Origin of the sequence: Paenibacillus sp. FSL R5-0486 (assembly GCF_037975155.1) — a bacterium.
Classification (GTDB): Bacteria; Bacillota; Bacilli; order Paenibacillales; family Paenibacillaceae; genus Paenibacillus; species Paenibacillus amylolyticus.
In genome coordinates this window covers 6,584,666-6,600,606 of sequence record NZ_CP150237.1, presented here as the reverse complement: position 1 = coordinate 6,600,606, position 15,941 = coordinate 6,584,666, and the positions used below count along the sequence as shown (strand labels likewise).

Below are 15,941 nucleotides of genomic sequence, written 5' to 3'. Positions count from 1 at the left end.
AGGTGCATGACATTGATGAACAGCTCAGGAACAACGTTATCCGATTATGGGTGGGAGAGTCGTTTTGCCGAGATGAAACCCGCCATGACAGGCAAGGAAGCGATGGAGGAATCAAACCGCTGTCTGTACTGTTACGATGCACCTTGTATCAAAGCCTGTCCAACCGACATTAATATCCCTTCTTTTATTAGCAAAATATCAACAGGGCACCTGAAAGGATCGGCCCGCACCATCATGGATGCAAATCCGGTTGGAGCCAGCTGCGCACGTGTCTGTCCCACAGAGGAATTGTGTGAAGGTGCATGTGTTCTGAACGAATCGTCGAAGCCGATTCGCATTGGTGACTTGCAGCGTTACGCCACTGACTGGGCGCGGGCGAAGAATGAGCCGTTATTCCAGGCAGCACCTGCCAATGGGAGAACCGTTGCTGTTGTGGGAGCGGGGCCAGCAGGACTGTCGGCGGCACGTGAACTAGGGCGTGTGGGTTATGAGGTGACGATCTACGAGGCCAAACCCAAAGGCGGTGGGCTGAATACGTACGGCATCGTATCTTTCCGTTTGCCCGAATCGGTTGCGCTATGGGAAGTGGAGCAGGTGGAGGCAATTGGTGTGCAGATTCGTTATGGGGTGCGCATCGGTGTGGATATTCCTGCTTCGCAGTTGCTGGAGCAACATGAAGCGGTCATTCTAGCCTGTGGCATGGGTTCAGTACCTATGCTGGGCATTGAAGGGGAGACACTCGAAGGTGTCTATGATGCGATTGAACTGGTGGAGTCTACCAAGCAAGGTGTTCCGCCCGCGCTGAATGGTCTGAAGGTCGCCGTTATTGGCGCGGGCAATACGGCGATAGATGCAGCAACCTGTTCGGTACGTCTTGGTGCCGAGCGGGTGCAGATGTTATATCGGCGCGGGGAAAGCCAGATGACGGCGTATGCGTTTGAATATACGTTTGCCAAGCAGGAGGGTGTGGAGTTCCGCTGGTTTACGATGCCGCAGCGTATCATTGGAGACGAGAACGGTCGGGTTCAGGCTGTGGAATGTGTGAAAATGGAGCTAATTACCCCGTCTGGTGGTGGGCGCGCGTTGCCTGCGCCTGTCGAGGGATCGGAGTTCATGATTGAATGTGATACGGTCATCCGGGCGATTGGGCAGCATCGGTTATTACCATTAATCGAAGCGTTTGGGCTGCGTCACCAATGGGGCGTCGTTGAGATCGAACCGCATACGTATCGTACCTCGCATCCTCAGATCTATGCGGCAGGAGATGTCATTTTTGGTCAGGGCCAGGGTGAGGCGATGGTTGTCTCGGCTGCACAGCAGGGTAAGCTGGCTGCCGCCGCAGTCATGAAGGCGTTGCCTGGACAGGTGGAAGAGACGGCGTGAATTGTGAGCGAGACAAGGAAAAGTGGAGAGTACACGGAAACCGTGCAATGAAAGGGTGTAAGAAGAGAGTACAAGGAGAGGCGAGGGTGGGAGGGCGCAAGGGACTGCTAGAGTGATATAGGTGTAGATCAGATCTGAGCAAGAAGTGTGGGTACATCAAATTCTCGTGTACCTGACACGCTAACGAACCCTACACACCTTATAGTGGCAATTACCGAGGATTGGAAAATCTAACGAATCTCACACGTCTTATGTTGACGAACACCTGTTGAAATGAAGCCGAAATGAGCTACTACAGCCAAATAAGACTTTTACGATTCGTTAGATTTTGAAATTGCCGATAATGAGCCCAATAAGAGCTGTACAGTTCGTTAGAATTTAGGTGCGTACTATCTAGAAACACCATTACTACGCAGAGATCCTGAGCACGACCAAATGTCCAGTGTAACTAGTAAGTTCAAACAACACCAAGGAGGGATCGTTATGGCTGACTTATCCATTAATCTGGCAGGTATTCGATCACCCAATCCATTCTGGCTGGCTTCTGCACCACCGACCAATACGGGATATCAGGTTCAGCGTGCGTTCGAAGCGGGCTGGGGTGGCGCGGTGTGGAAGACACTGGGTGAGCCAATTATCAATACATCCTCCCGTTTCGCGGCGGTCCATTTTGGCGGACAACGGGTGGCGGGGTTTAATAATATTGAGTTGATATCCGATCGTCCGCTGGAAGTGAATCTGCGGGAGATCACCGAGACCAAGAAACGCTTCCCGGACCGTGCGGTTATCGCTTCACTGATGGTGGAACCTACGCGGGAGAAGTGGCATGAGATTGTGAAAAAGGTGGAGGCTGTCGGCGTCGATGGCCTGGAGCTGAACTTTGGTTGCCCGCATGGCATGGCCGAACGTGGCATGGGAGCTGCCTCCGGTCAGCAACCTGACCTGGTCGAACTACAGACGATGTGGGTGAAGGAAGTGGCGACCACACCGGTGATTGTGAAGCTCACGCCGAATATCACGGATATTACGGCGACAGCCCGGGCAGCTGTACGAGGTGGCGCGGATGCGATCTCCCTGATCAATACAATTAACTCCCTGGCAGGTGTGGATCTGGATTCGTGGAATACCGTGCCCCATGTGGGCGGCAAAGGAGCGCATGGTGGATACTGTGGCCCAGCTGTGAAGCCAATTGCACTGAACATGGTTGCGGAGTGTGCACGTAATCCGGAGGTGGGTGTGCCGATCTCTGGCATAGGCGGCATATCTGATTGGCGGGATACCGCAGAGTTTCTGCTCATGGGCGCTACAGGGGTTCAGGTATGTACCGCAGCGATGCATCATGGATTCCGTATTGTGGAGGACATGATTGATGGGCTGAACGATTATTTGGATGAAAAGGGTCTGAGCAGTGTAGCAGAACTGGTAGGTCAGACGGTTCCACGTTACTCGGATTGGGGCAATCTCGATCTGAACTACAAAGTGGTCGCCCGCATCAACCGCGATGTCTGCATCAATTGCAACAAATGCCATATTGCTTGTGAGGACACCTCGCATCAATGTATTGATATGTTGACCGACCCGTCTGGCTCCTATCTGGAAGTGGTGGAAGAGGACTGTGTTGGCTGTAATCTGTGTTCGATCGTTTGCCCGGTGGATGGGGCGATTGAGATGGTTGAACTTGTACCTGAGCAGGAACCTGTAACCTGGAATGAACGGCAGTCTGCGATTGCGATGTTGCAATCCGTTAGAGATCAATCAACCAAGGAGGCGATATCATGAGTACCCGCAAATTGATTCGTAATGGTGTGTTGGTCACGGCGTCGGATACCTTTGAAGCAGATATTTTGATCGAAAAGGGTAAAATCACACAGATTGGCATTGGGCTCATCCCTGACGAACGAATGGAAGTCGTGGATGCAACGGGCTGTTACGTCATTCCGGGCGGGATCGACCCGCATACGCATCTGGATATGCCCTTCGGTGGGACGGTAACGGCGGATGATTTTGCGACGGGAACGACAGCTGCAGCTTTTGGAGGAACAACAACGATCATTGATTTTTGTCTGACACAAAAAGGCCGTCCATTAATGGAATCTCTCCAGGAGTGGCATGCCAAAGCCAAGGATAAAGCCGCCATCGACTACGGTTTCCATCTCATGATCGGCGAGATGAACGATCAGGTGCTGGAAGAGCTGCCGCAGATCATTGAAGAAGAGGGTGTGTCATCCTTCAAGGTGTTCATGGCGTATAAAAACCAGTTTCAGGCGGATGACGGGATTCTCTTCCAGACGTTGCAAAAGGCAAAAGAGTACGGTGCACTCGTCATGGTTCATGCCGAGAACGGGGATGTCATTGACCTGCTGGTTCGACAGGCGCTCGCCGAAGGGCGAAGGGAACCGATTCATCATGCGCTGACTCGTCCATCCATGCTGGAGGGAGAAGCGACAGGGCGTGCGGCGCGTCTGGCTGCACTTGCGGATTCGCAGCTGTATGTCGTGCATGTGACCTGTGCGGAAGCGGTGGAGCAGATCGCGCGTATGCGTGAAATGGGCTACCGGATCTGGGGGGAGACCTGTCCTCAGTATTTGACACTGGATCAATCGATCATGGATCAGCCGGACTTTGAGGGTGCAAAGTATGTTTGGTCACCTCCGCTGCGGGAAGTAGCGCATCAGGAAGTGTTGTGGAATGCATTGAAAAGTGGTCAGTTGCAGACGATTGGCTCCGATCATTGCTCGTTTAATTTCAAGGGGCAGAAGGACTTGGGCAAGGATGATTTTAGCAAAATTCCTAACGGGGGGCCTGTCATCGAAGATCGCCTCAGTATTCTGTATTCGGAAGGCGTAGTCAAGGGGCGGATTACGCTCAATCAGTGGGTCGATCTATGTTCGACAAGAGCGAGCAAGTTATTTGGATTATTCCCGCAGAAAGGGACTCTGGCTGTAGGGACAGATGCGGATATCGTTATTTTTGACCCCTCTGTAAACAGGGTGATCTCGGCAGATACGCATCATATGAACGTGGATTACAGTGCATTTGAAGGTATGCAGGTACAGGGATGTCCGGTGACGGTGTTGTGCCGCGGGGAGTATGTCATTCGAGATCGGCAGTATACCGGAACAGCAGGGGCAGGCCAATATGTGAAGCGCAACAAGTATGATGCAGGCGCGCCCATACCGATGAAACATCCTGTGACGGCAGTGAATGGAGGGAGAAGCTGATGTCGGATCATGATGTGTTTGAGACCGAGAGGATCGCCATAGAGCGAATGGTTGCACAGGGTTATCGGATCTATGCGGTACGGGAACATCTGGAGGGTGCTCACGTCATATGGGGGCACCCGGATCTTCCCGAAGAGAAACAAGAGCAATACGTAGGCACGGCGTCTGGACGGAAGTGGTTCAGTCACATCCTGATTCGCCAGCTTCAGGAGCAACGGGGAGCGTAGACCATACTGAAGCTCTTCATGCGATCGGGCCGTGTACGTACTCATAAGCGTAGATGGCAAGTTCGATCGCGACCCTTTTCTCGGGGAGGATATAGTCTTCTCCCAAAAGGGCTTCGATTTTGTCCAAACGGTGATACAGTGTCTGTCTGACGATATATAGTGCGGTGGCCGTCTCTTGCTTGGAGCAGCACAGGACCAAATATTGCTTGAGGGTCCGCAGCAGCTGACCTCCTTTCTCCACATCGTAACGAATGAGCGGCCCCAAATATTCTTCGATGAAATCATCCAGATTGCCACTCTGCTTCATACTAGCGATGATGCGGTAACAATGAAGATTACTGTAAAAGGGCTGCTGCATCACACCGATGTCCTTCTGAATTCGCAGTGTCTCCTTCGCGGATTCCAGACTATCCTTGAGACGGGAGAGGTCTGTGCAGTTATGACTGATACCGATCAAGCCTGAGAAGAGGCAGTGGGTCTGTTCCTGCTCGTGCTGCTGTAGCTGTTCGATGCAGCGCCAGAGACTACTTTTGCGCTGAGATCCAGGTAGTGGGTCGAGAATGATAAGAATGATCTGGTGGTTCAGAACGGTGCTGTAGAGGGTGAAGTTCTCCCGAGCGAACACGGAACGGGCGACGATGTTGCGTTGGATCAATAATTTCTGAAGTCTGAGGCTGTCTGTGTATGCGGGGTTGCTGTCGAATAAGATAATGGTGGCTTTGCTCGTTGCGAGAAGGGGATTAACGGTGGATACATATTCATGGATTTCCTTCGTGTAGTGATGTCCGTTAAGCCAATCAATGACCCACATATCTTCTTTGTAGCGGCGTTTCTCTTCCATGTATTTGGTTCGCATCCAGTCCTGAGCAATCGCGGCCGCGCATCGTTCCAGTGCCTGAATGACGAATTCATCCGAAGGTTTGATCGGTATGCTTGAATCTTGATCCGTCAGCATTTGATGCATCAGCACAAGGTCGGCAAAGGTGTAGTCCAACGCCTGAACAGGCATGCTGATCACATCCAATGTGTTATCTGACAGCTGCATTACATTCGGAATATCCTCTCCGGCCAAACTCCGCTGCAAAAACCAATCCTGCCGACGAGTCTCCAGCTGCTCTGGAGGGCAGTAGGGAACGGCACTTGCTTCCCCTTCAAGTGGGTATAACGCCACGGCATATCCGGTTGTTCGTGACAATAATCGAAGAAGGGGTTGTACCCCGTCTCCATTCAGAAGAAGTTGGTTAAATGAGGTGGTGAGACTATCGAGTTCAGCGATCATCCGCTGATGACTGCGAATCAAGGTGAAATGCAAGTCTTGCGTAATATCGATATAACGGACTTGTTCGTGAAACCAGATCAACGGAAAATCAGCTGCTACTGCAATTTCTTTCATAGCCCCGAGCTGTAACTTGGTGTGATCCCCCAGTTCCATACAGAGTCCGGCAGCCCCACGTGCAATTAACTGACGCAAAAAAGACAGGCCTTGCTGCTCACCCTCCTGCCAGCCAATGCCTGTTGTCAGCACCAATTCCCCGCCATTGAGCAAGTCCCCCACCTCGGGAACCTCCATGATATGAACCCAGCGAACATACCGCTCCAGCGCACGATCACTGGCCAGGACTTCTGCCTTGCGAAACACAGGACGTTTTAACATGTCTCTGACTTGAATATGAAGCGTTGTCTCCCCCACACAACCACCATCCTTCCCCAATCACATGTGATCTATCTGGAGTCTGGAATCCGTCAACTTACATAATTAATCCATATTATAAGTCTATTTACAGCCAATGGGCTGAAATCTAACGTTCATTTGTTTCAAATGACAAATGGGACTGTTCTTTTTGTGATTTTGATTAAAATAAAGAATTTATATGTCAGTCTATGTCTCGTGTGAATTACATAAAAAAAAGCCCCTTAACATCACATCGGAATTCAATCATTCCAATATGCGCTAAGGGGCGAGAAGCTAATATTATAGTCTGTATTTAAGTTGTACTCGAACCGTTACATGAGTACAATCAACGACTTCTTAATCTTCGATTCTTTTCTTTTTAAATTTCATCAGGAACTCATACACAATCGGTACGATAACCAGTGTGAGCAGCGTGGAGCTGATCAGACCGCCGATTACAGTGATTCCGAGTCCTTTGGAGATGATACCCGCACTCTCTTCGAGACCCGTTACCAGCGGCAACAGGGCACCAATGGTCGCGAGAGCGGTCATCAGGATTGGACGCAGACGAGTTGCACCGGCTTCCAGCAAGGCTTCACGGGTAGGCATACCCTCTTTTTCCTTGTGAATAACACGGTCGATCAACACGATAGCGTTGGTGACCACGATACCGATGAGCATCAGTCCACCCATCATGGCGGAGACGTCGAGCGTACCACCAGCGATGAACAGACCTACCATAATACCAATGACCGTAAATGGCAGGGAGAACAGGATTGCGAATGGTGCCAATCCGCCGCCGAATGTAACAACGAGCACGAAGTATACAATGGCGATGGCCGCCAGCATGGCGAGACCCAGTTGAGTAAAGGTATCATTAATCTGTTCGGTTGTACCGCCGAACTTCACTTCAACGCCATCAGGCAGATCCAGTTTGTCGATCTCAGCCTGTAGGTTACTCGAAGCTTTCGTTACATCCGAAGCCAGGATGTTGGCTGTAACTTGTACAACAACTTTACCATCAATTTGCATAATGGAGTTCGGGGACGTACCTTCTTCCACTTTGGCAACATCTTTGATTGGTACTTCAATGCCAAGCGGTGAAGTGACGGTTTCATCCTCAATCTCTTTAATGCTGCTGAATGATTTGTTGTCTGTCTCTACATATACTTTGTACGTTTTGTTATCAATATCGACTTCCGTAAGCACAGGACGTTCCCGTGCCGGGCTCAGCGTCATCGCCAGTTGGCCTGCAGTCAGGCCCAGGGAACTTAATTTCTCCTGATCCGCCACGAGCGTATACTGCCCGTAGGTGTCAGCAAGTGTTGTATCTGCTTTTTCAAAATTATCCTTATCCGCTTCAACCAGTTTCAGAATTTCATCCGATACAGGTTTGAGTTGCTCTACATTATCGCCATAGATGGAGAGACTCAGGCCGCTACCACCCAGACCGCCGGACATGTCGAGCTCATTCCAGGTACCTACGGTAACTTCTTTCTTCAGACCTTCTACAAGCTGTTCCTTCACTTTGGTAAAGTCTTTCGTGTCTTCGTTATATTCAATATAGAATAGAGCCGAGTTGGAACCACCGCCACCCATGCTGCTCAGTGGATTACTTCCGCCGATGGAATATTGCATTTTCTCCAGACCCGGTTGTTCCAGCAACCACTTCTCGGCAACAAGTGCTTCTTTTTCTACATCTTCACGCAAAGCTCCTGTTTGTGGGCTGTACGTAATGGTCACATATTTATCTTGTTGTTCAGGCAAGAAGCTTGCACCGATGAACGGGTACAGGAACAAACTGCCGACCAGCAGGATCACTGCAATACTGACCGTGATGAGTTTGTGTGACAGAGTCCAGTTCAGCAGGCGTTTGTAACCTTCCGCCATTTTGCCTGGTTTTTCTTCGTGATTCTGTTTGTTCTTCAACCCTCCACGGAACAGGGTGTGCGCAAGCATCGGCACAATGGTAATGGCAACGATCAGGGATGCCAGCAAAGCGAATACCATGGTCAGTGCAAATGGCGTGAATAACTCACCGACCATACCGCTTACCAATGCCAGTGGCAGGAATACAGCAATCGTTACGATGGTGGAAGAAAGAATTGGAATGAACATCTCGCGCGTTGCTTCACGAACCAGTTCACGGCCTTTCAGTTTCTCACCTTTGAGTGTTAATCTGCGGTAGATGTTCTCGATAACAACGATGGAGTCATCGACAACCCGTCCGATGGCAACTGTCATCGCACCCAGCGTCATCATGTTCAGAGTAATATCCATCATATTGAGCGCAGTCAATGCCATGAGCAAGGAGAGCGGGATCGAGATAATGGAGATAATGGTTGAACGAATATTACGCAGGAAGAGCAGGATGATCAGGATGGCAAACAAAGCGCCAAAAATGGCTTTGCCCAACATCGTGTTCACCGAGTCCTGAATCGGTTTACCTTGGTCGAGCAGGACAGTCAAATCAGCATTTTTGAACTGCGATTGCAACTCTTCCGCTTTATCTTTGACTGCGTTAACGACATCAACCGTGTTGGCATCGTTGGATTTTACAATGGAAATACCAATCGATTCCTTGCCGTCTGTCCGGGAAATGGATTCCGCTTGACCGATGACTTCGATCTTGGCAATTTCACTTAATTTCACTGTCGGGATACCAGCTGCGTTGGCAGCACCTGAAGGGCTACCTACACCGGCATTACCACCAGCGGCTTGGTCCGTTCCTTGTGAAGCACCTGGAGCGGTACCTTGACCAGCTTCACCAGTTGGTGCTCCAGAGCCTTGTGGGGCTACGTTTGAACCATTGCCTGCGGAAGCACCGGCACCGCCGGGTACAACTGGAATGGTAAGGTTTTTCAGATCATCGATGTCGATGATGTTACCATCTACAACAACGGCTTTCTGGGATTTATCCAGTTCAAACAGTCCAAGGGGCACACGAATGGATGAACCTTGAACGATGCCGTTTACCGTATCTTCCGTTAGGCCCAGCTCGGCCATTTTGGCTTGGTTAAACTTCAATTGAACTTCTTTCACATATTGACCGGACACCTGAACTTGAGCTACACCGTCAATGTCTTCGAGTGCAGGCTGAATATCCGATTCAACCAGTCGTGTCAATTGTTCCAGGTCACCGCCGTCCTTGTCGGACAGGCTCAGAGATACAACCGGGAAAGAGTTAATGCTGAACTTGGAAATGGTCGGCTTCTGCACACTGTCAGGCAGTTGAACTTCATTCAGTGCCTCACGAACGGTTGCAGTTGCGTTGGTCAGATCTGTTCCATAATCAAATTCGAGTGTGATCGATGCTGCGTTCTCCATGGAAGTGGAGGTCACCGTCTTCACGCCATCTACATTGCGTAGTTTTACTTCCAGCGGCTTCGTGACATCCTCAACAATTCCCTCCGGTGCAGCCCCCGGATCAATGGCAGTGACATTCAGAAACGGTACGTTGATGTTCGGAATTGTCTCTTGTTTCATCGTCAATCCGCTGTACAAACCTGCGAAAGAGATGATAATCGTCAGAATCCAAATCGCAAACTTGTTGTTCAGTGAAAAATTAATAATACCTTTCATACGATGGTTTCTTCTCCTCTCTGTTTCTCCTGTTTATGTGTGTGACGAGTCAGCTTGGATGAACCGGCTATACATGGCATCCAGAATATGCTGAAGCTCGGAGTGCAAAGATTGAATGGCAGTTACGTTCTCCAGATTGTGCATCATGCCCAGAATAATGGCACGCCGCGGTGTGAATTCCATCATCTCCTGCCGTAGAATGGCAATGGTCTCAAGTACATCATTCTTTGGTTGCCCAGCAGGCAATTCGGAGGCAGCAATATCCTGCATTTGCTTGATAATATGAATAGGATGCCGCATCACCGTGGAATCCGGATGGGGTTCGGTAATCCATGCAGGCCAGTCCTCCAAAGGAATCAAAGGCAAAGGTCGCTGCTTAAGGAATCCGTGCGCTGCATAATCCATCATTTGCAGTAAATTTGTTGCCATTTTGGTAACAGTAAGGGACGGCATCTCTGTAAACCAGATCTTGACGTAGGAAAGGAATAGCCCCTGTGTCAGCAAAATAAGGTCAATCGTATAAGGTTCAATCTCCGATCCGTACTGCTCCTCCAGCTTATCCTTAAACCAATGTAAGGTACGGACTTCCAGATCTCTTTGCAGCGGATGGCATTGTTCCTTGCGTTGCTGTTCATCATCCATCATCATGCTGCGCATCTGTACTCGCAAAAATTCCTTGAGCTCGGCAACATGGATCAACAGTGTCTCAATTTGCTTGTGAAGACGTTCACGCGAGGTAAGGCTGGTTTCATGCTCAATCTGTGTCATCTCGTCCATGAGCGTGTACATGCAGTACTCCAGAGTACTGGCTTCTAATTCCTCTTTGGATTTGAACATGATGTAGAGGCTACCTTTGGACATCCCGCATAATTCTGCAATCTCTTGCATGGATGTTGCAGCACTGCCTTTGGATGAGAATAACTTGAGTGCTGTAGTAATGATGAGCTTTTTCTTCTCATTCATCTCATGTATAGGGTTCATTAGAGATACATTCACCTCATCAGGGAACTTGTGAGTTCTTGAATTGACTTTAAGGTCAAAATAAGTATAAACGATCTGGTTAAAGGAATTCAAATGGGAGTAAATTGGAAAATGTATATGGGGAAAAGTGGCTGATCAAAGGGAAGGAGAGACGGCAAGTAACAAGGCGTAGCTTGTATGTACGATATGGATAAGGTATCAAGAACGTTTAAGTTAGTTTCCTCCAGTGAAGGCGTACAAGGCGAGTATAATAATGGCGACTAGAGCGATGAGATAGAAAATGGCCATGCCGATCAGAAGGGTATACCCTGTATAAGAGCCCATGCGTGCCAATAACTTTTTCATGATTTACGACATCCTTTCTTACGTGGCAAAGTATAAAGAGGTTCCCTATTTATATCATTCCCCAAAAAAGACGACTTTCTGATCGAAGTCGTCTTTTTTATATTACAGAATTTAATAGATATCATAATGGAAGCTAAGAATTACACGATAACGGAGATTGCAGAACTGACTTGAAGAAACGAAGTGTTCGCCTTAAAGCTTTCTGTAAGAAAGCTTCTTCGGAAGCGTATGCTATCACCGGAGATATAAAGTGTAACTTCATTTCGTTCCATTATGTGATCAGTTTCAAACCAACGGCTGCCACCAAAATCATCGCGATAAACAGGATACGCTTCGCTTCTTTCCGTTCACCGAACAGGAACATGCCTGTTAACGTACTGCCGACCGTCCCGATTCCCGTCCACACGGCATATGCTGTGCCCATCGGAATGGACGTCATGGCGTAGGACAACAACGAGAAGCTGAACACAAACGACACCAGCATAAGTACGATGTATGGCCATCCTTTTTTGGTGGAAGCACCATTAATACCGATTACGCCGAAAATTTCACATATCCCTGCACCTACAATTGCCATCCAAGCCATTATACTGCACCTCCTTTGGCTTCTTGCTGATCCGTTACCAGCTTCAGTCCAATTACGCCGCAGAGCAGCAACCCGATGAGCAATACTTTGGCCAAGCGGAACGGCTCACCAAACAATACCATTTCCGTAAGGACGGTACCCGCCGTACCAATTCCCGTAAAGACGGCATACACCGTACCCACAGGTAGCCTTTTGGAAGCGGCAATGATCAGTCCAAAGCTGATCACGATGGCAATCCCCGTTAAAGTCCACTCCCAGGCATTCGAGGCATGTTTCAGCCCGCTTACCCAGACAATCTCAATAATTCCGCCGATAAATACATATAACCAGTTGCGATTCATGTTGTTAAATCTCCTTCCGGCACAACGCTGTGCGCCTCGTCGTTCAAATGATGAATGCCATGCCAAAATACAGGCCAGGCTGCTTCCAACCGTCTCTTGTACCGACGGGAACTTCCATAGATAATTTCCACGGTAATACCGTCCAGAAACGTCATGAATGCAATGGCAGCCTGTTCCGCGGGAATGGCCGGAATATCTCCATTACGCATTGCCCTTTGCAGCAAACGAGTCAGTGCACGTTCCATACCATCGATAAACGGATACACTTGATCCATCACTTCGCCATACAGAGAAAGGGGGGGGTAAAAACAATTACGCAACATCAAACGAGCCGAAGCATGGGCATTGTATTCTTGTTCGAACCAGATCAACAAGCCTTTCAGCCTCTGCTCCAATGGCAGATCCGCATGATCACGGAAATATTCCAGTGTGTGCCGTGTTACCTCGTGAAATGCAAAGTCCAGTGTGTGTAAAAACAAGTCATCCTTGCAGCTAAAATGCGCATATATGGACGGTTTTTTAATCCCGACTTCATCAGCAATTGCTCTCAGAGAAGCTCCCTCATAGCCATCTCTGGCAAAATGGAACAGGGCTGCATCCCGAATGGATTGTGCAGTCATTCAATCACCTTCCTAACGGTCGTTAGGTAATTATATTTCCACACTTTACATCACCTGTCAAGATGAAAATATCCGCCTGCACAGTAGAGTACAGGCGGATATAACAGGTATGGATGTGGTTTCTGATCAAAAGGTCGTAAGACCCAGAATCAGTTGCAGCTTATATAGGATACCTTTCAAAAACGTAGTCTTCTCCTGGAACTCATCCAGGTCTAACGTGAACTCGGCATCATTATTATTCCATATGCGCTCAAAATAATTCGCGATATCGAGTGTGAACTTATTGTCTGGAGGTGCAGCAACCCATAGATCATTCTCCAGATTGTAGTCATTCATGTTTCGGGGGGTGAAATTGGTTGAACCCCCTAGGACAATATGATCTCCGGTTGCTTTGGCAAGATAGATCATCTTGGTATGGTATTGCTCCTTGGTGGTGTTATACCAGCGGATCTGTATTTTACCGTCCGATTTATCATGCAATTCAGCAGCGACAGGACGGTTCGGAATCCCGATCTTTTCCTGACCAAAAGCATTTTCATTTGGATCTAGTACAAGCCGGATCTCGGTTCCTCGTTTTGCCGCTTCCAGCAGGGCTTCCAATACTTTCGGAGAGGCCACATAGAACATGCCCATCCATAAGGTGTCACCTTTGCCAGCCTGATTGATCTCATGGAGTACAGCGTCATTCACTTTGCCTTCAGTTAAATAGCGTATTCGTATATCTCCCGTGTTTGAATTCGAGGAAGGAGCTGTGTAGGCAGGAACCTTGCCTCCGCCTGAGATGTCGAGAACAGCTTGCTCGGACTGAAGAATATCGCCAATGATTGGACCTGTTACTTCAAATGCAATATTTGAGTGATAGGCACTCGCATCATGGATATTGCCAGAAGAGACAATCGCTGTCTTCTCACTAACAACAACTTTGCGATGATTGGCCTTCACGTTGAGCAGCTTGAGATAGGAACGGACCGTTACATCCGGACCATCCGTGGCCATCAGGTTTTTGATCCAGCCATCTCCGGATTGGCCAAACCATTGGAAGAAGGTCCGCCAGACCGCAGAGTATACTGGAGTTGAATCACGCAAAGGGTCCACATCCGTGATGACCACATGAATGCCTGCTTGTTTCATTTGTTCCAGCAACGGATTGGGTGCTGAGTTATAGTTGGTATTTACTTCATCTGTAATGAACCAGATGTCCATATCAGGATGCTGATTTTTTTTGGTGACCAGCGCTTCGGTGAATTCAGTACTCACGGGAGGAAAGTTCTGTCCCTTATGTTGATAATTATTGAACAAGAACATATCCACCAGGACAAACTGCTCTGCTTCCTCGACAATCTGCATCATGCGCTGGAATATCTGTTGTTCATGCTGCATCTGTCCGTCGGAGGAAGGATAAGTGAGGTCATGCAGGAACTCGACTTGATCCACACGATACTCCGGACTTTCGTAGGAAATGCCCGCTGGTAATGGTTTGTAGGTCTGATAGAGCATGACGGCGATGAGCCATAGGACTAATAGGACAAGTCCTGTTCGTATGTATGGAAATTTGCCGCGTGAAGACTTGCGGTCTGATGTATGGCGGCGTAATGAGACCAACGGTGGACTCCCCCTTCTGTACTTGCTGACTTCTATTACCACACGGATGATAACGTTGACGCAGGAGAACCCGCTAGCATAACGAATGTAGCAGTAAAACGCATATGGCAAAATTGGCATTATGCAATCGACAGGTGTCTGAGCGTTGTGTATAATGAGTGTATTATTTTTGTAGAATGTTAGGGTTTTCATATGCCTGACAAGGACGGGGAACCAATGATATAACCTTTGAAATCTGGACATTTAGGAAAGAAAGTGGGTAATAAGGTGTATTCCATCAAACAAGTCGCTGCCATGCTCGGTATCCCGACGGTGACGCTCCGGGCTTGGGAGAATCGGTATAGTGCGGTCACCCCTGAACGGACGGAATCGGGTTATCGAATGTATACCGAAGAGAATGTTGCGGATCTGCGCTGGTTGAAAGAACAGGTTGAGCTACATCAGACCAATATTTCGGAAGCGGTACGGATGTTGAAAGTAAACAAATTAAATCCGCCCGAGGCTGTACCCACGCCGATCATGGCTCCGGTGCCTACGATGGAAGAAGCCTACGCACGCATGGCAGATCAGATCTATGACTCGCTCTACAACTTTCAGGGTGAACGTGCCAATGGTTTGATTGATTTTGGGTTCACCATGTATGGGTATGACTCGATGTTCTATCATGTGTTGGTGCCCATTCTGGTTCGGGTTGGAGATGCATGGGAGCAAGGTAGGGCTTCGGTGGCTCAGGAACACTTCATGACACAGCTGATATCACAGCGGTTTTATCAGTTTTTCCATCTGTTCCCGATCTATCCGCATCTGCCCAAAGTTCTGGCGTTGTGTCCGGAGGGGGAGCATCATCAGGTCGGATTGCTGCTGTTCTCTCTCTTTATGCGCAAAAATGGAGCGGAAGTACTGTATCTGGGTGCGAACACGCCAGAGGAAGGCATCTTCCCGATTATCCGGGAGCAGAAGATCAAGTTGGTCTGCCTGTCGATCACAAGTCCAGGGCTTCTTGAACGGTGTGATCAGCTCGTCGAGCGGATTATGAACGAGTTCCCGCATATTCGCTTTGTACTTGGAGGTAAAGGCTATGAGCGTGCAGAGCATGCACGTTATCCGCAATGGATTATGCCGGAGAGTTCTGCGGACTGGCAGTCGTGGATGGAGCGTGAATATCTCTCCGAGCGGTCACCTGGTGCACGGTTTGGACAGGCCAATAATTAAACATAATCTCAAATGATATGAATAGGTTAGTGTATAAAGGACATCCTTTGACGAAAGTGATCAAAGGGTGTTTTTTGTATTTATAAATGGATTACCAGGTATTTTGACCGACGGGTCATTTTTTGGTTTACAAGGTCGTATAATATTTGTATTATATTTGTATAATGTT

13 protein-coding genes are annotated in these 15,941 nt (G+C 48.8%); 5 read left to right on the top strand and 8 right to left on the bottom strand.

Going from position 1 to position 15,941, the window contains the following annotated elements; translation table 11 throughout:
• Positions 1-15 precede the first annotated feature (15 nt).
• The 4 genes from MKY01_RS29230 (at position 16) to MKY01_RS29215 (ending at position 4,831) form a co-directional block, all read left to right on the top strand.
• Positions 16-1,383, top strand: coding sequence for an NAD(P)-dependent oxidoreductase (locus tag MKY01_RS29230; protein ID WP_339287286.1), 1,368 nt, complete (start codon positions 16-18; stop codon positions 1,381-1,383).
• 483 nt (positions 1,384-1,866) lie between these two features.
• Positions 1,867-3,162, top strand: a complete 1,296-nt coding sequence (preA, locus tag MKY01_RS29225; protein ID WP_339284510.1) for an NAD-dependent dihydropyrimidine dehydrogenase subunit PreA — start codon at positions 1,867-1,869, stop codon at positions 3,160-3,162.
• The gene (hydA, locus tag MKY01_RS29220) at positions 3,159-4,604 is read left to right on the top strand and encodes a dihydropyrimidinase (protein ID WP_339284509.1); all 1,446 of its coding nucleotides are present in this window, start codon (positions 3,159-3,161) and stop codon (positions 4,602-4,604) included. Before preA ends, hydA begins: the two co-directional genes overlap by 4 nt.
• Positions 4,604-4,831 (top strand): hypothetical protein, encoded by a 228-nt coding sequence (locus tag MKY01_RS29215; protein WP_047840726.1) that lies wholly within the window; start codon positions 4,604-4,606, stop codon positions 4,829-4,831. Before hydA ends, MKY01_RS29215 begins: the two co-directional genes overlap by 1 nt.
• Positions 4,832-4,847: 16 nt before the next feature.
• On the opposite strand, the gene MKY01_RS29210 is transcribed toward MKY01_RS29215, so the two are convergent.
• The 8 genes from MKY01_RS29210 to MKY01_RS29175 all read right to left on the bottom strand — a co-directional run bounded on the left by MKY01_RS29210 (position 4,848) and on the right by MKY01_RS29175 (position 14,560).
• Positions 4,848-6,521, bottom strand: coding sequence for a PucR family transcriptional regulator ligand-binding domain-containing protein (locus MKY01_RS29210; RefSeq protein ID WP_339284508.1), 1,674 nt, complete (start codon positions 6,519-6,521; stop codon positions 4,848-4,850).
• A 339-nt stretch (positions 6,522-6,860) separates the two neighbouring features.
• A complete protein-coding gene (locus MKY01_RS29205; RefSeq protein WP_339284507.1) occupies positions 6,861-10,085 on the bottom strand; it encodes an efflux RND transporter permease subunit in 3,225 nt (1,074 codons plus the stop codon).
• A 33-nt stretch (positions 10,086-10,118) separates the two neighbouring features.
• Positions 10,119-11,066 (bottom strand): TetR/AcrR family transcriptional regulator, encoded by a 948-nt coding sequence (locus MKY01_RS29200; protein WP_036612627.1) that lies wholly within the window; start codon positions 11,064-11,066, stop codon positions 10,119-10,121.
• Between the two features lie 213 nt (positions 11,067-11,279).
• Positions 11,280-11,411: a hypothetical protein gene (locus tag MKY01_RS29195; RefSeq protein ID WP_280523080.1), complete on the bottom strand. Its 132-nt coding sequence runs from the start codon at positions 11,409-11,411 to the stop codon at positions 11,280-11,282.
• A 271-nt stretch (positions 11,412-11,682) separates the two neighbouring features.
• Positions 11,683-11,997 carry a multidrug efflux SMR transporter gene (locus MKY01_RS29190; protein ID WP_017691901.1) on the bottom strand — a complete coding sequence of 105 codons (315 nt, stop codon included), beginning with the start codon at positions 11,995-11,997 and terminating at the stop codon, positions 11,683-11,685.
• Positions 11,997-12,338 (bottom strand): multidrug efflux SMR transporter, encoded by a 342-nt coding sequence (locus tag MKY01_RS29185; RefSeq protein ID WP_017691902.1) that lies wholly within the window; start codon positions 12,336-12,338, stop codon positions 11,997-11,999. The genes MKY01_RS29190 and MKY01_RS29185 overlap by 1 nt, the downstream gene beginning before the upstream one ends.
• A complete protein-coding gene (locus tag MKY01_RS29180; RefSeq protein WP_047840721.1) occupies positions 12,335-12,958 on the bottom strand; it encodes a TetR/AcrR family transcriptional regulator in 624 nt (207 codons plus the stop codon). The genes MKY01_RS29185 and MKY01_RS29180 overlap by 4 nt, the downstream gene beginning before the upstream one ends.
• Positions 12,959-13,084: 126 nt before the next feature.
• Positions 13,085-14,560: a phospholipase D family protein gene (locus tag MKY01_RS29175; protein ID WP_339284505.1), complete on the bottom strand. Its 1,476-nt coding sequence runs from the start codon at positions 14,558-14,560 to the stop codon at positions 13,085-13,087.
• A 267-nt stretch (positions 14,561-14,827) separates the two neighbouring features.
• On the opposite strand from MKY01_RS29175, the gene MKY01_RS29170 reads away from it, so the two are divergent.
• Positions 14,828-15,772 (top strand): MerR family transcriptional regulator, encoded by a 945-nt coding sequence (locus MKY01_RS29170; protein WP_100528386.1) that lies wholly within the window; start codon positions 14,828-14,830, stop codon positions 15,770-15,772.
• Positions 15,773-15,941 lie beyond the last annotated feature (169 nt).